This is a genomic window from Vibrio sp. TRT 21S02 (assembly GCF_050113675.1).
Taxonomy (GTDB): Bacteria; Pseudomonadota; Gammaproteobacteria; order Enterobacterales; family Vibrionaceae; genus Vibrio.
In genome coordinates this window covers 95,915-113,650 of sequence record NZ_JBNJOI010000003.1, presented here as the reverse complement: position 1 = coordinate 113,650, position 17,736 = coordinate 95,915, and the positions used below count along the sequence as shown (strand labels likewise).

Below are 17,736 nucleotides of genomic sequence, written 5' to 3'. Positions count from 1 at the left end.
TATAAGAGTAAATACAATGAAAAAAGCCGCTCTCCTTTCCATCACTTTGCTCGGCTTAACCGCTTGTAGCCAAGGAGTCACAAGCATGGTGGATCGCTCCCAATCACCTTGTGGTGACAAACCTAACTGCGTTTCCACACAAGACACGCGTGAAGAATACAACCTAACGCCATTCACCCTGACTGATTCAGCGAACATCGATGCTATTGAGCAAATTGCGCTTGAACTGCCAGGTGCGAAAACAGCGGTGAAAGAAGGCAACTACATACGCGTAGAGTGCACATCTAAAATCATGCGCTTTGTGGACGATTTAGAACTTAAGGTAGAAGGCGATAAGCTCATTGTTCGCTCAGAATCTCGCGTTGGCTATTCAGATCTTGGTGTTAATCGAAAGCGAGCGGTTGAGCTTCGAGAGCTATTGAAAATAAACAACCTTATAGAGTGATAACGGATAGACATAAAAAAACCGAAGCTAAGACTTCGGTTTTTATTTATGAATGGCAAATCACTCAGCTTCATTACGAAACACAACCAAGCGTTTCGGAGCAACTTTCCCGTCATCATTCACTTCTGCGACCCCAATGAAAAGCTTCTCTTCACCAGATGTCATACGCAGTGGCGTGCCTTCAGGGACTCCAAATACTTGTACCGGCATTCCGTGCTGAACTAAATTGGTCAGCTCTGCATTGAGATTAACTTCCGGTAAATCTTCAACGGCTGTGTCCATTGGCAGCAATAGAGGGTCAAGCAATTCTCGCGGAGGAATCTCTTCGCGCTGCGCTTGTTCAAGTAAGTCGTTAAGCTGCTCAAGCGTGACCATTTTTTCATACGGGTAGTTTGCAACCGCAGTACGACGCAGCATAGTGACATGAGCACCACAACCAAGCATCTCACCAAGATCGTCGACGATCGTTCTAATATAAGTACCTTTCGAGCAATGGACTTCCATCTCAACTTCATCGCTTTCAAAACGATGTAGAATAATTTCGTATACCGTGATCTTGCGAGATTCACGCGGAACATCGATACCTTGCCGCGCATATTCATACAAAGGCTTTCCTTGGTATTTTAACGCAGAGAACATTGATGGTATTTGATCAGATTCTCCACGAAACTTATCAATACACGCTTCTAGCTGCTCAAGAACCACGTTAACTGGGCGAGTTTCAACGACTTCACCATCGGAATCTGATGTATTGGTACGTTCACCCAATTTAGCGATAACACGGTAGCGCTTATCTGAATCTAATAGAAATTGAGAAAATTTAGTTGCTTCACCAAGACAAATTGGCAGCATACCTGTCGCTAGGGGATCCAGTGCACCGGTATGACCTGCTTTTTCTGCAAAATAAATACGTTTTACTTTTTGCAGCGCATCATTAGATGAAATGCCTGTAGGCTTATCCAAAAGGACAACACCATTAATTGGACGACCTTTACGACGACGAGCCATTACTCGTCCCCTGCCTGATCATCTTCGCGGCCAGAGTTTTTCTGCTTGCGCTTATCTTCATTTACCACTTCAGAAACCAGATTCGACATACGCATACCTTCAACTAATGTATTGTCGTAGTAGAAGCGTACTTCTGGTGTAAGGCGCAAACGAATACGCTTACCTAGCATCATGCGAATATGCGCTTCATGCTCGCGCAGTGCTGCTAAACAAGATTCTGGAGTTTGCTCACCCACGCATAAAAATGTCACAAAAACTTTTGCATAAGCAAGGTCACGAGACACTTCTACATCCGAAATAGTCACCATCCCTAAACGAGAATCTCGAACTTCACGCTGTAGGATCATCGCAAGTTCTTTTTGCAGCTGTTGGGCAACACGCTGCGTGCGGCTAAATTCTTTTGACATATCTTTTCTCACAAATAGAAAGAATGGGGGGATGGTTTAAACCAGCCCCCCATGGTGTATTCAACAACCAATTACCACTTATCTGTATCAGATTTCGTAAGTAATTTTAGTCAATTAATCAAGAGTACGTTTGATTTCAACGATTTCGAATACTTCAATTTGGTCACCAACGCGAACATCATTGTAGTTCTTAACGCCGATACCACATTCGTAGCCACTCTTAACTTCTTGAACGTCATCTTTAAAGCGACGTAGTGATTCTAGCTCACCTTCGTAAATAACAACGTTATCACGTAGTACACGGATTGGGTTGTTACGCTTAATCAGACCTTCAGTAACCATACAACCAGCGATAGCACCAAGTTTAGGCGACTTAAATACATCACGAACTTCAGCAAGACCAATGATTTCTTGCTTGAATTCAGGTGCAAGCATACCGCCCATCGCTTGTTTCACTTCATCTATCAATTGGTAGATGATTGAGTAGTAACGTAGATCAACGCTTGCAGCTTCAACAGCACGACGAGCTGAGGCATCAGCACGTACGTTAAAGCCAAGGATGATTGCGTTTGAAGCTTCTGCAAGTACTGCATCAGTTTCTGTAATACCACCAACACCAGAACCAACGATGTTAACTTTCACTTCGTCAGTAGACAGTTTCAGTAGTGAGTCTGCAATCGCTTCCACAGAACCTTGTACGTCAGCTTTCAGAACAACGTTTAGTTCAGCAACTTCACCAGCTGTCATGTTCGAGAACATGTTTTCTAGCTTAGATTTCTGCTGACGAGCAAGTTTCACTTCACGGAACTTACCAGCACGGTAGTTTGCTACTTCACGCGCTTTACGCTCATCACGTACTACTGTTGCTTCATCACCTGAAGATGGTACACCTGAAAGACCTAGGATCTCTACAGGGATAGATGGACCAGCTTCTGTAATTTCTTGACCTAGTTCGTCACGCATTGCACGAACACGACCGTATTCTTGACCACAAAGAACGATGTCACCTTTGTTTAGCGTACCTGATTGAACAAGTACTGTTGCAACAGGACCACGACCTTTATCTAGGCGAGATTCAACTACAACACCAGATGCCATACCTTCTTTAACCGCTGTAAGTTCAAGAACTTCAGACTGAAGAAGAATCGCTTCTAGAAGACCATCGATATTTGTACCCTGTTTTGCAGAGATGTGAACGAACATGTTCTCACCGCCCCATTCTTCAGGGATAACGTCGTATTGAGCTAGCTCATTCTTAACGTTGTCTGGGTTAGCATCTTCTTTATCGATTTTGTTTACCGCAACGATCAAAGGAACTTCTGCCGCTTTCGCGTGCTGAATCGCTTCGACTGTCTGTGGCATTACACCATCATCAGCAGCAACAACAAGAACAACGATATCCGTCGCTTGAGCACCACGAGCACGCATTGCAGTAAATGCTGCGTGTCCAGGAGTATCAAGGAAAGTAATCATACCATTATCAGTTTCTACGTGATAAGCACCGATATGTTGCGTAATACCGCCAGCTTCACCCGAAGCAACGTGAGTACGACGAATGTAGTCAAGTGTTGACGTTTTACCGTGGTCAACGTGACCCATGATAGTTACAACAGGAGCACGTGGTGCTGCTTCTTCGTTGCTATCACGATCGTTAAGTACTGCTTCTTCAAGTTCATTTTCTTTACGAAGAATAACCTTGTGGCCCATTTCTTCAGCGATTAGCTGAGCTGTTTCTTGATCGATAACTTGGTTGATAGTCGCCATTGCGCCCATCTTCATCATCGCTTTGATAACTTCCGTTGCTTTAACCGACATTTTGTTTGCCAGCTCAGAAACAACGATTGTTTCACCAATCACAACATCAGATTTTGCTACGGTTGCCGTTTTATCAAAACCATGTTGCATTGAAGCAGGTTTTGCTGGCTTAGCCAGTTTACCTTTACGACCACCTTTACCACGCTGGTTACGACCACCGCGAGCTTGCTCATCTGTTTTTGAAGCAGCTTTCTTCTTCTTGCGACGACCACCGCCTTCTTCACGACGGTCTGCTTCATCTTCGGCTTCACGCGCGTAACGTGAAGTCGTTACATGGTAATCTGTATCTTCCATATCACCCTTTTTCTCTTCTGCAGCAGACCAACGCTCTTTATTCTTCTCAGCCATTTCGCGAGCTTCTTCAAGCTTGCGCTGACTTTCCTCTTCAGCCTTACGCTTAGCTTCTTCTTCCTGACGACGTTTAAGCTCGTCGGCCTCTTTTCGCGCTGCTTCTTGCTTTAACTTCTCTTCAGCATCACGTTCTGTATTTTTACTAACATCACGTTTTGCTTTCTCTTGTGCTTCACGCTTCGCTTTTTCTTCAGCTTCACGTTTCGCTTTTTCTTCAGCTTCACGCTTCACTTTTTCTTCAGCTTCACGCTTTGCTGCTTCTTCAGCTTCACGCTTTGCTGCTTCTTCAGCTTCGCGTTTTGCCGCTTCTTCAGCTTCGCGTTTTGCTGCTTCTTCAGCTTCACGTTTTGCTTCATCTTCAATTGTGCTGCGCTTTACGTAAGTACGTTTTTTGCGCACCTCAACCTGAACATTCTTACTTTTACCGCCACCAGCATTTACGCTTAGTGTGCTGCGGGTTTTACGCTGTAATGTCAATCGAGTAGGAGCAGCGTCACCTGTAGTGTCACCATGCTCTTTTTTCAAATGAGTCAGCAATTTTTGCTTCTCTTCATCTGATACAACGTCTGATCCCGACTTCTTCATTCCAGCATCAGCAAGTTGCTCTAATAAGCGGTCTACTGGTGTACCGATTTCTTCACTCAGTGCTTTAACAGTAATTTGTGTCATGCCGCTTTCTCCCTTGCTGAAATTTATGCTTCTTCGCCGAACCAACAAATATTACGAGCAGCCATGATAAGCTCACCTGCACGCTCGTCTGTTAGTCCTTCAATACCTTCTAGATCATCAATACCTTGGTCAGCAAGATCTTCTAGTGTTGCAACACCTTTTGCTGCCAATTTAAATGCCATTTCGCGCTCAAGACCTTCAAGACCTAATAGGTCTTCAGCTGGCTCAAGACCTTCAAAAGATTCTTCTTGTGCTAGAGCTAATGTTGTTAGTGCATCTTTTGCACGATTACGTAACTCTTCAACCAAGTCTTCATCAAGGCCTTCTACTTCGAGAAGCTCATTAACTGGTACATAAGCAACTTCTTCTAGCGTAGAGAAACCTTCTTCAACAAGAAGCTGAGCGAAGTCTTCTTCAATATCTAGATATTTCATGAAGTTTTCAATTGAAGCCAGAGATTCTTCAGCATGCTTCTTCTGAAGATCTGCAACTGTCATTACGTTTAGCTCCCAGCCAGTTAACTGAGATGCTAAACGTACGTTTTGGCCATTACGACCAATTGCTTGTGCCAAGTTATCTGCTTCAACAGCAATATCCATAGCATGAGCATCTTCATCAACAATGATAGAGGCAACATCTGCTGGCGCCATCGCGTTGATAACAAATTGTGCTGGATTATCATCCCAAAGAACAATATCGATACGCTCGCCACCTAGCTCACCAGAAACAGCTTGAACACGTGCACCACGCATACCAACACATGCACCTACTGGGTCGATACGTTTGTCATTCGTTTTAACAGCAATTTTTGCACGAGAACCTGGGTCACGAGCTGCACCTTTAAGCTCGATAATTTCTTCCGCAATTTCAGGCACTTCAACACGGAAAAGCTCAGCAAGCATTTCTGGTTTTGAACGAGTAATAAATAGCTGGAAGCCACGAGCTTCTGGAGCTACGCGGTATAATAGACCACGAACACGGTCACCTGGACGGAAGTTTTCACGTGGTAGTTGGTCATCACGAAGGATCACAGCTTCAGCGTTGTTACCAAGATCAAGCACAACAGTATCGCGGTTCACTTTTTTGACAACACCAGTAACCAGTTCACCTTCGTTATCAATAAATTGTTCTACGATTTGCGCACGTTCCGCTTCACGTACTTTTTGAACAATCACTTGTTTCGCTGTTTGTGTCGTAATACGGTCAAACGTTACTGAATCAATTTCGTCTTCGATGTAATCACCAAGCTCAATTGACTCATCATCGTAGCGAGCAGCTTCGAATGAGATTTCTTTTGTTGGGTTTTCAACTTCTTCAACAACCAACCAACGACGAAAAGTTTCAAATTCACCTGTTTTACGATCGATTGCTACACGTACATCAATTTCGATTTCGTGTTTTTTCTTTGTAGAAGTAGCAAGAGCAATTTCCAGGGCTTCAAAGATGCGCTCACGAGGTACCGCTTTTTCGTTCGATACCGCCTCTGCTACCGCTAAAATTTCTTTACTCATTTTAAATAGCCTCTAAGACTCAAATTAAAATTTAGGGATCAGGTTAGCTTTTGAAATGTTGCTAAGTGCGAACTCTTCGTTATTACCTTCAACGGTAATTGAGATCGTTTCGCCATCAATAGAATGGATAACACCTTTCCATTTTCGACGGTTACCAACAGCCATTTTCAAAACGATGCTTACCTCGTGACCAATAAATTGTTCGTAGTGTGCTGCTTTGAAAAGTGGTCTTTCTAAACCAGGTGAAGACACTTCTAGGTTGTAAGCCACTGTGATTGGATCTTCAACATCCATAACTGCACTAACTTGATGGCTCACTTCAGCGCAGTCGTCTACCGTAATACCATTTTCATGGTCAATATAGATACGTAATGTTGAGTGTTCGCCTGCGCGAATAAATTCTAATCCAACTAACTCATAACCTGATGCTGCTACAGGAGCTTCAAGCAATTCAGTAAGTTGTCTTTCTAAACCAGTCATTTAAACCACTCCAGAAACAAAAAAAGGGCTCAGAGCCCAATTTAAATACCAAGCAAAATCTGAATCTCTATACAAAAATTCAGATAATAAAAAACCCCGAAAGTCGGGGTTTTTTATTGCTGGACCCTGATATGTTAGATGATATCAATGCCATCTAACCCGCAGTGTCAACACTGCGCAAACTTGTCCGAATCCTAAAGGATTGGTTGCGGGGGCCGGATTTGAACCGACGACCTTCGGGTTATGAGCCCGACGAGCTACCAAGCTGCTCCACCCCGCGTCCGACTTGTCGAGCATTATACGCTCTCCAAGGTGTTTTACAAGTTTGTAAATCAATGGTGCCGAGAGAGGGACTCGAACCCTCACACCAAAGGCACTAGCACCTCATGCTAGCGTGTCTACCAATTTCACCATCTCGGCAAGCTAAATCTCTTCAGCTTATTGAGGAATTTCATCACCCGTAGGGGCTGGAACTTCACTCGCTGCTTCATCAGCTTGTTGGATAACCTGACCTTGAGTAGGATCAACCCACTGAGATTCAGTTTTATGTGTAGACATATTGCCTAGCACCAAGCTGACGACAAAAAATACTGTTGCAAAAATTGCAGTCATTCGGGTTAGGAAGTTACCTGAGCCGCTCGCACCAAACACTGTGTTTGAAGCACCAGCACCGAATGAGGCTCCCATATCTGCGCCTTTACCTTGTTGAATCAACACCAGGCCGATTACACCAAGCGCTGCCAACAGGTAAATCACAAGTAGAACTGTAAACATTTTTCCACCTATGTTCCAAATTGTTGAGCCAGCGCCATTCTAATAATCTATTAAGATTTTAAAACAAGGCTAGCGACCTCCTTACTGAAGGCCGAGCAATACTAGCGAAAGCAGTACTCTCTGACAAGTGGAATTTAGAAAAAAAGCACAAGTTACGCTTTAAATGGTCAAAAAAAGGGCAAAGCGTACTTTTTTATCTTAATCCCTCCACAAACACACACTGAAGAGGGATTAAAAACAAGCTATCAGAGAAGACTAACAGCTTGATTTAACAGCATCAGCAATTTTTAACGCTGAATTTTGTACTAGTTGCGCATCTTCACCTTCAACCATTACTCGGATCAATGGCTCAGTTCCTGATTTGCGCAACAATACACGTCCTTTATCGCCTAATTCCGCTTCAACCTGTGCAACAGCTACTGTTACCGCTTCAGCTTCCATTGGATTACTTCCACCAGAAAAGCGCACATTTTCTAAAACTTGCGGGTATAGCGTCATGCCTTTCGATAGCTCATGCAATGATGTTTTACTACCGACAACAGAAGCAAGGACTTGAAGTGCTGCGACAATTGCATCACCTGTGGTTACCTTATCCAATAAAATAACGTGGCCAGAGTTTTCAGCACCGATCGTCCAGTTATTCTCTAATAACTTTTCCATCACATAGCGGTCACCAACAGCGGCGCGTACAAACGGGATACCTAATTCTTTTAGACCATTTTCCATACCTAGGTTGGTCATCAATGTACCAACAACACCACCTTTCAACTCACCACGACGTTGGGCATCACGTGCAATGATATACGCAATTTGGTCGCCATCGACTTTATTTCCCAGATGATCAACCATAATAATACGGTCACCATCACCATCAAAAGCTAAGCCAAGATGTGCTTTTTCTTCAACCACACGTTTTTGTAAAGTACGGACATCTGTAGCGCCAACTTCATCATTGATATTTAAACCATTTGGTTCAATACCCATAGGGATAACTTCTGCACCTAGCTCTTTGAAAACACTTGGTGCGATGTGATAAGTCGCACCATTGGCACAGTCAACCACGACTTTCATCCCCGCAAGACTCAATGCTGATGGGAAGGTACTTTTACAAAATTCAATATAACGGCCAGCAGCATCATTTAAGCGAGATGCCTTACCTAACATTGCAGACTCGACACATTCAATCTCTTTATCCAGCTCAGCTTCTATTGCTAGCTCAATGTCATCGGGTAACTTAGTGCCTTCCGAGGAGAAAAATTTGATGCCGTTGTCGTAATAAGGATTGTGAGATGCAGATATAACAATTCCGGCTTCAGCACGAAATGTTTGCGTTAGGTACGCAACAGCTGGTGTTGGCATTGGGCCAGTAAAAGTTGCTTTTAGTCCTGCAGCAGCCAAACCCGCCTCAAGAGCAGACTCCAACATATAACCGGATATGCGAGTATCCTTACCAATAATAACCTTCTTTGTGCCCTGTTTCGCCAGCACACGTCCAGCAGCCCAACCAAGCTTAAGTACAAAGTCAGGAGTAATTGGATATTGGCCTACTTTGCCACGAACTCCATCTGTACCAAAATAACGTCTTTTATTAGACATAGTATTTCCTTTAGTTATTGTTTTGACTAACTATTCATTTTCATCTTAGCAACAACTTTTAGTGCGTCGATGGTTTCTTCAAAATCATGTACTCGGATTATTTGAGCACCTTTTTGCGCCGCGATCGTTGCTGTAGCAACACTAGCAGCAATACAGTCCGAAGGGGCCTTATTAAGCAATTTAAAGAGCATCGATTTACGAGACATGCCCGCTAAAATCGGCATATTAAATTGATGAAACTGCTCAAGATGTGCAAGCATCTGATAATTGTGTTCTAAGGTTTTACCAAAGCCAAAGCCCGGATCAAGAATGAGCTGCTCACGTTTGATCCCTACAGCTTCACACGCAGCAACCCGTTCAGACAAAAACTCTTCAACTTCAGCTAACAAGTCTATGTACTGCGGATTTGCTTGCATCGTACGAGGCTGTCCTTTCATATGCATTAAACAGACAGGTAATCCAGACTGAGCTGCAACCTCCAAAGCACCAGGCTCTCTTAACGCTCTGACATCATTAATAATATCAGCGCCGGCTTCAATTGCCTGACGCATTACTTCAGCTTTACTTGTGTCTACTGAAATCCAAACATCATATTGGCTTCGTATGGCTTTGATGACTGGAATAACCCGCGTAAGCTCTTCTTCAAGCGTAACCTCTGGCGCGCCAGGGCGGGTTGATTCACCACCAATGTCAATAATAGTCACACCTGCATCTATCATTGCCTTCACACGATGCAAAGCACTATCTAAGGCGTTAAATTTACCACCATCAGAAAAAGAGTCTGGCGTAATATTGAGAATTCCCATGACTTGAGGGCTACTCAAGTCAAGTTGCTTACCATTTGCATAGATCAACATATCGATTTTCTTTTAACTAGAAAGACAAAAACCCCGAGCGAGCTCGGGGTTTTCTCTCAGTGAGAGTTATTCTGCGTCTTTTTTATCAGCAGACTCATTTGATGTGGCTTCTTGAGGCGCTGGAGTTTCGCTATTGGCGGGCTCAACTTTATCCTCTTCAACTTTAACGTCTTCCTTCACTTCTGATTTAGGAGTTCCATTTTGATTGTCTCCCCATCCTGCCGGTTCACGAATATCCGTTTTTCGTTCCATCAAATCATCAATCTGACCTGCATCGATAGTCTCGTATTTCACTAGCGCATCTTTCATCGCGTGCATGATATCCATGTTTTCTTCTAAGATTTTCTTCGCGCGGTCATAGTTGCGATCGATAATCTTACGGACTTCGTCATCGATTAGCTTCGCAGTATCGTCAGAGACATGCTTAGTCTGGGTTACGCTACGACCAAGGAATACTTCACCTTCATCTTCAGCGTAAAGTAGCGGACCTAGTTTTTCAGAGAAGCCCCATTGAGTCACCATCTTACGTGCTATATCTGTTGCACGTTCGATATCGTTTGACGCACCAGTGGATACTTTATCTGCACCGTAGATAAGTTCTTCTGCTAGACGACCACCATATAGGCTCGAAATCATCGATTCTAGATGTTGACGAGACATACTGACACGGTCTTGTTCTGGTAGGTACATAGTCACACCCAACGCGCGGCCACGTGGAATGATCGAGACTTTGTACACAGGATCATGTTCAGGTACTAAGCGACCAACAATCGCGTGACCTGCTTCATGGTATGCTGTTGATTCTTTGGTTTCTTCAGAAAGCACCATAGAACGACGCTCTGCACCCATCATGATCTTATCTTTTGCCAGTTCAAACTCAACCATCGAAACATTACGCTTGTTACCGCGTGCAGCAAATAGTGCAGCTTCGTTAACTAGGTTGGCAAGATCCGCACCAGAGAAACCAGGTGTACCACGTGCGATTAGAGAAGGTTCTACATCACCCGCTAGCGGTACTTTACGCATATGAACTTTCAAGATCTGCTCACGACCACGTACATCTGGTAGGCCTACGACGACTTGGCGGTCAAAACGACCAGGACGTAAAAGTGCAGGGTCAAGTACATCAGGGCGGTTAGTCGCAGCGATGACAATAATGCCTTCATTGCCTTCAAAACCATCCATTTCTACTAGCATTTGGTTTAGTGTTTGTTCACGCTCATCATGACCACCACCAACACCTGCACCACGTTGGCGACCTACGGCGTCAATCTCATCAATAAAGATGATACATGGAGAGGCTTTCTTCGCTTGCTCAAACATATCACGTACGCGAGAAGCACCAACACCCACAAACATTTCAACAAAGTCTGAACCAGAAATTGTAAAGAATGGAACTTTTGCTTCACCCGCAATAGCTTTTGCAAGCAGCGTTTTACCAGTACCAGGAGGACCAACCATCAACACACCAGTCGGAATTTTACCGCCTAGCTTTTGGAAACGGCTTGGATCGCGTAGGTAATCCACTAGCTCTTTCACATCTTCTTTAGCTTCATCACAACCTGCTACGTCAGCAAAGGTTGTTTTGATTTGTTCTTCGCTCATCATACGAGCTTTGCTCTTACCAAAAGACATGGCACCTTTACCGCCACCGCCTTGCATTTGGCGCATAAAGAATATCCAAACACCAATTAGTAAGATCATTGGGAACCAAGAAATGAAAATACTGCCAAGTAAACTTTGCTCTTCAGGAGGCGTTCCTTGAACTTTTACATTCTGATTAATTAAATCGTCTAGAAGCTTCTGGTCACGCACTGGCATGTAAGTAACATAACGGCCACCACCACCACGTCGAGTGAATGTAATTTCACCTTCTTTGAACGTTGCTTCCTGAATCTGGCCTTGGCCAACTTCCTGTACAAAGGTTGTATAATCAACCGCTCTGCCGTTGCTATCTCCAGGTCCAAAACTCTGGAAAACCGACATCAAAACGACGGCAATCACAAGCCACAGAATTAAATTTTTTGCCATGTCACTCAAGGTGTAAGCCTCTCGATAACTAATTGTAATTAAAGGTAGGGTACTACAGTTTAACACCTGTAGCTATACTGTTAACCCACGCCCCATCAAGGGAAATGGTTAACCTTTGTAACCAGTGGCTACAATGTAAACTTCTCGAGAACGTGCTCTTGAAGAATCTGGTTTTCGAATTTTCACAACTTTAAACATGTCGCGAACATCTTTTACGTATTGATCAAAGCCTTCGCCCTGAAATACTTTGACAACAAAGCTACCATCAGGAGCCAGAACTTGTCGACACATATCTAATGCTAGTTCAACAAGATACATAGCACGAGGTTGATCGACCGATAAATTTCCTGCCATATTTGGTGCCATATCAGACATCACAATATCAACCATATCTGGTTGAATGCGATCTAATAACGCATCAAGTACTGCTTCTTCACGGAAATCACCTTGGAGAAACGCTACGCCAGCAATTGAATCCATAGGCAAGATGTCGCATGCAATAACCTGCCCTTCATCGCCTACAATTTTTGCTGCGTATTGTGACCAGCCACCAGGTGCCGCACCTAGATCGACAACGGTCATTCCAGGTTGTAGCAACTTGTCTTTGTTCTGAATCTCTTCGATTTTAAATATTGCTCGAGAACGATAGCCTTTTTTCTTCGCTTCGTTTACGTATTTATCATCAAAATGCTCTTTGAGCCAACGGCCAGAACTGGCTGAATGTTTCTGTTTACTCATTCTAATCCTAATAAGGATGAAAAAGGATCTATCGTTGTAATAGTCTTTTTCAATCACTCAATAAATTATAGTCTTCAACGTTAGATGGCGTTAAAATGGTGGTTTTCAACCCTAAATAGTAAATAAATTTGGCCGCGTAATGAACCTAAGCACAAAACAAAAGCAGCACTTGAAAGGCCTAGCACACAATTTAAAACCTGTCGTGCTACTCGGCGCTAATGGACTAACCGAGGCCGTTCTTGCAGAAATCGAAATAGCACTCAACCACCATGAGCTAATCAAAGTCAAAGTTGCAGCAGAAGATCGCGAAACAAAAAACCTGATTATCGAAGCCATTGTGCGCGAAACTGAAGCAGAAAAAGTGCAAGTTATCGGTAAAGTATTGGTGTTATATCGCCCTTCCGAAGAACGTAAAATTGAGCTACCTCGCAAATAATTTTTAGCTCATTATAAAAAAGGTCGCTCACTTGCGACCTTTTTTGTGCCCATATGCCAGATTATAGATATTCTACTTTATCAATATCGTAGTCTTTAGCACCGCCTGGTGTGACGATAGAGACTTCATCACCTTCCATTTTGCCAATCAACCCACGAGCCATTGGGGAACTAACAGAAATGCGTCCCTGTTTAATATCGGCTTCATGATCACCCACGATTTGATACGTTTTTTCTTCATCTGTATCAACATCAATGAGAGTAACCGTTGTACCAAAAATCACTTTGCCTGTATTGTCCATTTTAGTGACATCGATAACTTGGGCTACTGAAAGCTTGTACTCAATATCACGAATCTGGGCTTCACAAATTCCCTGCTCTTCGCGCGCAGCATGGTACTCTGCATTTTCTTTCAGATCACCAAGTTCACGAGCTTCAGCAATCGCTTCAGAAATCTTTGGACGAAGCTTTAGCAGTCTGTCTAACTCTTCACGCAGCTGCTGTTCGCCACGTACAGTCATTGGAACTTTTTCCATTTTATACCTCTAGGCCAAAGTTATCTTTGGACAAAACAAAACTACCCAACCCAGTAGGATTAGGTAGTCGTTTAACGAATCAATTTCACCTAGTGTAAACAAACTCCTCAACTAAATCATCCAAATTTGTTCACCCGCGTCTTATCTCTGTGACTCAGATTGTAGATAGTCAAATTATGCTTTTGAAATTGCGGTCTACTAAACATTTATTCACGTATTTTAGGTAAAAAAAAATAAAATTCACATCTTGATAGAAATTTAACAATAGCAACAAATACCCTTTATAATCATTAACTTGATAAAAATTTACCCACAATAAAACAGTGTTCATCAGTCTGATTTATATCATTTTACTAACCCATAGTGGAACTTTAGCGTTAAAACATTGCTCACGGATTGCTCGAACTGCAATTTAAGCATTTCATATTACTGACTTAAATCTTACATATGAAACTTGATTGACTTGAGCGATGTGTGGAGTATACCCCCTACGTTGTGAGGTATGACTCGCAAAATAAATGACTATTTATGGACAGTAAATTAGGACTAATAAGATGAACAAGACTCTGATTGCTCTAGCAGTTTCAGCTGCAGCAGTGGCTACTGGCGTTAACGCAGCAGAAATCTACAACCAAGATGGCAACTCTATCGAAATGGGCGGCCGTGCTGAAGCACGTATGTCTCTAAAAGACGGTAAAGCAGAAGACAAATCTCGCGTACGTCTTAACTTCCTAGGTAAAGCTGCAATCAACGATAGCCTATACGGTGTTGGTTTCTACGAAGGTGAGTTCACAACTAGCGAAAATGGCGCAGTAGACAGCAACAACGATCTAAACACTCGTTACGCTTACGCTGGTCTAGGCGGTAACTTTGGTGAAGTTACTTACGGTAAAACAGCTGGTGCTCTAGGTGTAATCACAGACTTCACTGATATCATGGCTTACCACGGTAACTCTGCAGCAGACAAACTAGCTGTAGCTGACCGTACAGACAACATGGTTGCATACGCTGGTCAATTCGAAAACCTAGGCGTTAAAGCAAGCTACCGTTTTGCTGATCAAGAAACTGATGCAAATGGTTTCACTGATAACAAACAAGACGGTTACTCACTATCTGCTATCTATGCAATCGGTGATACTGGTCTTCAGCTAGGTGCTGGCTACGCAGACCAAAACAAGAGCAACGAGTACATGGCTGCGGCATCTTACTCAATTGCAGATTTCTACATCGCTGGTCTATTCACTGATGGTGAAAAGAACTTTGATGATGCTAACCTAGCAAGCTCAAACTTCGCTGGTGTTCAAGATTACACTGGTTATGAAGTTGCAGCAGCTTACACACTAGGCCAAACAGTGTTCACAACTACGTACAATAGTGCAGAAACTGCAAATGACACTTCTGCAAACAACGTAGCGCTTGATGCAACTTACTACTTCAAGCCTAACTTCCGCACTTACATCTCATACAACTTCAACCTACTTGACGAAAGCGACAAGCTAGGTACTGGTACTGTAGGTAAAGTAGCTGCTGAAGACGAACTAGCTCTAGGTCTACGTTACGACTTCTAATACATTCTGTATTAGTCAAAAAGATAAGACGCCTGCTTACTAGCAGGCGTTTTTTTTCCCCGTTATACTTGCATAATTACCACTAAAATTGTGACTTCTAACTTATGAGATACCAGCTACGTTCCACATTACTTGTGACTCTCTCTGCTCTTTCACTACAGGTAAGTGCGACCAGCCCTATTGATAAACTTCCTCAAGGTTCTCGAGTTAACTTGCTGATTCAAGACTTAAATAATCGTAATTTGTCACACAGCACAGGTAATACTGATCAATTTTTCCCACCAGCAAGTACTTTAAAGGTGGTTACTGCTTTAGCTGCAAAACTTGAATTAGGTGATGAATTTCATTACCAAACAGAGCTATCCAAAGTCGGTAATGATTTAGTGATAAAATTCAGTGGTGATCCAACACTAACCACTGAGGATTTGGCCAATATGTTAAAAATGGCCAAAGAGAATGGATTAAAAAGTATCTCGGGCGATATTTGGTTAGATAATTCGGCCTTTACTGGGTACGACCGCGCCGTTGGGTGGCCTTGGGATATTCTAGGCGTATGCTACAGTGCACCAGCCAGTGCAATTACATTAGACAAAAATTGCGCTCAAGCCTCGATTTATACCAAGGACAATGGTCAGACTCGCGTCTTTGTTCCGCAGCATTACCCTATTCATGTCACAACATCAGCTCAAACAGTCACTAAAGCTGGTCAAGAAAGTACACAATGTGACCTTGAACTGGTAACCACGCCAGATAATCACTATGAGTTGCAAGGCTGCCTTGTTTCACGCAGCAAACCTTTGCCGTTGAAATTCGCGATTCAAAACCCAGCTTTGTATGCACAACGTATGATCTATACCCAATTGAATCGACTCGATATCGTTCTCAACGGAGAGGTTAAAATTGGCACCCCAGAAGGTCGACGTTATAAAACTTTAGCCATTCACCGTTCTGCCGCTCTACCTCAACTGCTAGATACCATGTTGAAAAAATCAGATAACCTCATCGCTGATAGCCTAACTCGAACAATTGGTGCACAGTTTTATATTCAACCGGGTAGCTTCAAAAATGGCACACAAGCGATCAAACAGGTCATTTTTGCCAATACCGGGATTGATTTAGAGCAAGCGCAAATGGCGGATGGCTCTGGTTTGTCACGTAATAACCGTTTCAATAGCAAAGACATGGCGGCCATTTTGCAGTATATCTGGCAAAACGATAACCGACTTCACCTTATTGAGCACCTCCCCACTTCCGGGCAAAATGGTACGCTTCAGTATCGCAGTAGCATGAGAAAATCCCCCATCAAAGGACAACTCATCGCGAAAAGTGGGTCTTTGTACGGCAGTTACAACATGGCCGGTTACGGCTTAGATCAAACGGGCAAGCCAAGCTCGTTATTTGTCCAATTTGTCACTGATTATCATCCCAAAAAACAGAGCAACGCCAAACCTGTCGCTGCTCCTATTGTCCAATTCGAGACGTTGTTTTATCAAGATGTCATTAAATTCAGTCAAACTATCTCTAAGAAATAGTTAACGACCGAAAAGTAGACCCACATACCCGAAATATCGACAATCGACGCAAGAACTGGGCTCACCAATACGGCTGGGTCCAACTTCATTACACGTGCCAGTATTGGCAAGAGTCCACCGAGTACCGTTGACATCGTAACCTGAATAAATAATGCAACAGCAACTGCTAATGCAACCGTTTCAATATCAAACCCTCCCGCAGAATCAGGGGTGCTAAATAGTAAAATCCGGCCGATGATGACCACGGAAATAGCAAGAGCTAGGCACAAAGCTACACGACTTTCTTTCCAAAATACCCTCAACCATTGGCGTTTTTTAAGCTCCCCCGTTGCTAATGCTCGTATAACTAGCGTGGCAGCTTGGCTTCCCGTATTACCTCCGGCAGCAGCAATCACTGGCATATAAATCGCGAGTAAAACCAATTGGCTTAACGTATTTTCATAATGAGAAATAATTAAACCGGATACTATGCCAAGCAAAGCAAGTGCAATGATCCAACCGATACGCTGCCTAACATGTTCGAATACTGACGTTGATAAATATCCTTGCGGAGTCTCTACTTCTGAATAAATGAACCCCAACTGATGGGCATAGTGCCTTGCCAAACTATCATGGCCTAACGCTTCCAACTGATAAATCAACTCTTGGACAAACCCAACTGAGCAGTGATTGAGTATTGCAACTGCCTCTTCAATCGGCATCACTGTCAGCAAATGTAACTGTTGTTCTTGTGCATACTGTAAAAATGCATTTCTCGCAGCACTAATTTCTTCATGAGAAAAGTGTGCGCAGTTTTCAATATATGTATTGCTCATTACCGTCATGGCGAATCTCCCGATTGGCAATAGGTAACGACCATCAACAACGATCTAGCACACCGTGCAGCGGCATGATGTCCAAACAGTTGTTTAACTAGATAAAGGAAAAAAATAAGAAGGGAGAAAGCAGGAAAGCGTTTACCCTACCGCAAAGGTAGGATAGAG

Annotated in this window: 16 protein-coding genes and 2 tRNA genes; 4 read left to right on the top strand and 14 right to left on the bottom strand. The window is 43.2% G+C overall.

Annotation, left to right across the window (positions count from 1 at the left end):
- Positions 1–16: 16 nt before the first annotated feature.
- The gene (locus ACQEXU_RS04655) at positions 17–445 is read left to right on the top strand and encodes a DUF1499 domain-containing protein (RefSeq protein ID WP_427009872.1); all 429 of its coding nucleotides are present in this window, start codon (positions 17–19) and stop codon (positions 443–445) included.
- Positions 446–505: 60 nt separating this feature from the next.
- On the opposite strand, the gene truB is transcribed toward ACQEXU_RS04655, so the two are convergent.
- From truB to rlmE, 12 genes are all read right to left on the bottom strand, one after another.
- A complete protein-coding gene (gene truB / locus ACQEXU_RS04650) occupies positions 506–1,453 on the bottom strand; it encodes a tRNA pseudouridine(55) synthase TruB (protein ID WP_427009871.1) in 948 nt (315 codons plus the stop codon).
- Positions 1,453–1,860 carry a 30S ribosome-binding factor RbfA gene (rbfA, locus tag ACQEXU_RS04645; RefSeq protein WP_367987265.1) on the bottom strand — a complete coding sequence of 136 codons (408 nt, stop codon included), beginning with the start codon at positions 1,858–1,860 and terminating at the stop codon, positions 1,453–1,455. The genes truB and rbfA overlap by 1 nt, the downstream gene beginning before the upstream one ends.
- Before the next feature lie 114 nt (positions 1,861–1,974).
- Positions 1,975–4,695 carry a translation initiation factor IF-2 gene (infB, locus tag ACQEXU_RS04640; RefSeq protein ID WP_367987266.1) on the bottom strand — a complete coding sequence of 907 codons (2,721 nt, stop codon included), beginning with the start codon at positions 4,693–4,695 and terminating at the stop codon, positions 1,975–1,977.
- Positions 4,696–4,718: 23 nt separating this feature from the next.
- Positions 4,719–6,206 (bottom strand): transcription termination factor NusA, encoded by a 1,488-nt coding sequence (nusA, locus tag ACQEXU_RS04635; protein ID WP_367987267.1) that lies wholly within the window; start codon positions 6,204–6,206, stop codon positions 4,719–4,721.
- A 24-nt stretch (positions 6,207–6,230) separates the two neighbouring features.
- Entirely contained in the window at positions 6,231–6,686 is a 456-nt protein-coding gene (gene rimP / locus ACQEXU_RS04630) for a ribosome maturation factor RimP (protein ID WP_427009870.1), read from the bottom strand.
- Between the two features lie 203 nt (positions 6,687–6,889).
- Positions 6,890–6,966, bottom strand: a tRNA-Met gene (locus ACQEXU_RS04625).
- A 56-nt stretch (positions 6,967–7,022) separates the two neighbouring features.
- Positions 7,023–7,106: transfer RNA gene (locus tag ACQEXU_RS04620), tRNA-Leu, on the bottom strand.
- Positions 7,107–7,124: 18 nt separating this feature from the next.
- Positions 7,125–7,460, bottom strand: coding sequence for a preprotein translocase subunit SecG (secG, locus tag ACQEXU_RS04615; RefSeq protein ID WP_367987269.1), 336 nt, complete (start codon positions 7,458–7,460; stop codon positions 7,125–7,127).
- A gap of 255 nt (positions 7,461–7,715) precedes the next feature.
- Positions 7,716–9,056, bottom strand: coding sequence for a phosphoglucosamine mutase (gene glmM / locus ACQEXU_RS04610; protein WP_427009869.1), 1,341 nt, complete (start codon positions 9,054–9,056; stop codon positions 7,716–7,718).
- 26 nt (positions 9,057–9,082) lie between these two features.
- On the bottom strand, positions 9,083–9,913 hold the full coding sequence (folP, locus tag ACQEXU_RS04605; protein WP_427009868.1) for a dihydropteroate synthase: 831 nt from the start codon (positions 9,911–9,913) through the stop codon (positions 9,083–9,085).
- Between the two features lie 66 nt (positions 9,914–9,979).
- The gene (gene ftsH, locus ACQEXU_RS04600) at positions 9,980–11,944 is read right to left on the bottom strand and encodes an ATP-dependent zinc metalloprotease FtsH (protein ID WP_427009867.1); all 1,965 of its coding nucleotides are present in this window, start codon (positions 11,942–11,944) and stop codon (positions 9,980–9,982) included.
- A 108-nt stretch (positions 11,945–12,052) separates the two neighbouring features.
- The gene (gene rlmE / locus ACQEXU_RS04595; protein WP_367987273.1) at positions 12,053–12,682 is read right to left on the bottom strand and encodes a 23S rRNA (uridine(2552)-2'-O)-methyltransferase RlmE; all 630 of its coding nucleotides are present in this window, start codon (positions 12,680–12,682) and stop codon (positions 12,053–12,055) included.
- 139 nt (positions 12,683–12,821) lie between these two features.
- Here rlmE and yhbY point away from each other — a divergent pair, with 139 nt between their 5' ends.
- Positions 12,822–13,118 (top strand): ribosome assembly RNA-binding protein YhbY, encoded by a 297-nt coding sequence (gene yhbY, locus ACQEXU_RS04590; RefSeq protein ID WP_367987274.1) that lies wholly within the window; start codon positions 12,822–12,824, stop codon positions 13,116–13,118.
- 61 nt (positions 13,119–13,179) lie between these two features.
- On the opposite strand, the gene greA is transcribed toward yhbY, so the two are convergent.
- Complete coding sequence (gene greA / locus ACQEXU_RS04585) at positions 13,180–13,653, bottom strand: transcription elongation factor GreA (RefSeq protein WP_367987275.1); 474 nt, start codon at positions 13,651–13,653, stop codon at positions 13,180–13,182.
- Between the two features lie 554 nt (positions 13,654–14,207).
- Between greA and ACQEXU_RS04580 the strand changes: the two genes are divergently transcribed.
- On the top strand, positions 14,208–15,221 hold the full coding sequence (locus ACQEXU_RS04580) for a porin (protein ID WP_427009866.1): 1,014 nt from the start codon (positions 14,208–14,210) through the stop codon (positions 15,219–15,221).
- Between the two features lie 104 nt (positions 15,222–15,325).
- Positions 15,326–16,753 (top strand): serine-type D-Ala-D-Ala carboxypeptidase, encoded by a 1,428-nt coding sequence (dacB, locus tag ACQEXU_RS04575; RefSeq protein ID WP_427009865.1) that lies wholly within the window; start codon positions 15,326–15,328, stop codon positions 16,751–16,753.
- Here the strand turns inward: dacB and ACQEXU_RS04570 are convergent.
- Positions 16,732–17,577 (bottom strand): magnesium transporter, encoded by an 846-nt coding sequence (locus tag ACQEXU_RS04570; RefSeq protein ID WP_427009864.1) that lies wholly within the window; start codon positions 17,575–17,577, stop codon positions 16,732–16,734. The genes dacB and ACQEXU_RS04570 overlap by 22 nt on opposite strands.
- Positions 17,578–17,736: the final 159 nt, after the last annotated feature.

What these genes read in the sequence shown, in the direction of transcription:
- secG (WP_367987269.1), bottom strand. Translation starts at nt 7,460, where the DNA reads ATGTTTACAGTTCTACTTGTGATTTACCTGTTGGCAGCGCTTGGTGTA.
- ACQEXU_RS04580 (WP_427009866.1), top strand. Translation starts at nt 14,208, where the DNA reads ATGAACAAGACTCTGATTGCTCTAGCAGTTTCAGCTGCAGCAGTGGCT.
- greA (WP_367987275.1), bottom strand. Translation starts at nt 13,653, where the DNA reads ATGGAAAAAGTTCCAATGACTGTACGTGGCGAACAGCAGCTGCGTGAA.
- yhbY (WP_367987274.1), top strand. Translation starts at nt 12,822, where the DNA reads ATGAACCTAAGCACAAAACAAAAGCAGCACTTGAAAGGCCTAGCACAC.
- ACQEXU_RS04655 (WP_427009872.1), top strand. Translation starts at nt 17, where the DNA reads ATGAAAAAAGCCGCTCTCCTTTCCATCACTTTGCTCGGCTTAACCGCT.
- rlmE (WP_367987273.1), bottom strand. Translation starts at nt 12,682, where the DNA reads ATGAGTAAACAGAAACATTCAGCCAGTTCTGGCCGTTGGCTCAAAGAG.
- rimP (WP_427009870.1), bottom strand. Translation starts at nt 6,686, where the DNA reads ATGACTGGTTTAGAAAGACAACTTACTGAATTGCTTGAAGCTCCTGTA.
- ftsH (WP_427009867.1), bottom strand. Translation starts at nt 11,944, where the DNA reads ATGGCAAAAAATTTAATTCTGTGGCTTGTGATTGCCGTCGTTTTGATG.
- ACQEXU_RS04570 (WP_427009864.1), bottom strand. Translation starts at nt 17,577, where the DNA reads ATGACGGTAATGAGCAATACATATATTGAAAACTGCGCACACTTTTCT.
- dacB (WP_427009865.1), top strand. Translation starts at nt 15,326, where the DNA reads ATGAGATACCAGCTACGTTCCACATTACTTGTGACTCTCTCTGCTCTT.
- infB (WP_367987266.1), bottom strand. Translation starts at nt 4,695, where the DNA reads ATGACACAAATTACTGTTAAAGCACTGAGTGAAGAAATCGGTACACCA.
- nusA (WP_367987267.1), bottom strand. Translation starts at nt 6,206, where the DNA reads ATGAGTAAAGAAATTTTAGCGGTAGCAGAGGCGGTATCGAACGAAAAA.
- rbfA (WP_367987265.1), bottom strand. Translation starts at nt 1,860, where the DNA reads ATGTCAAAAGAATTTAGCCGCACGCAGCGTGTTGCCCAACAGCTGCAA.
- folP (WP_427009868.1), bottom strand. Translation starts at nt 9,913, where the DNA reads ATGTTGATCTATGCAAATGGTAAGCAACTTGACTTGAGTAGCCCTCAA.
- truB (WP_427009871.1), bottom strand. Translation starts at nt 1,453, where the DNA reads ATGGCTCGTCGTCGTAAAGGTCGTCCAATTAATGGTGTTGTCCTTTTG.
- glmM (WP_427009869.1), bottom strand. Translation starts at nt 9,056, where the DNA reads ATGTCTAATAAAAGACGTTATTTTGGTACAGATGGAGTTCGTGGCAAA.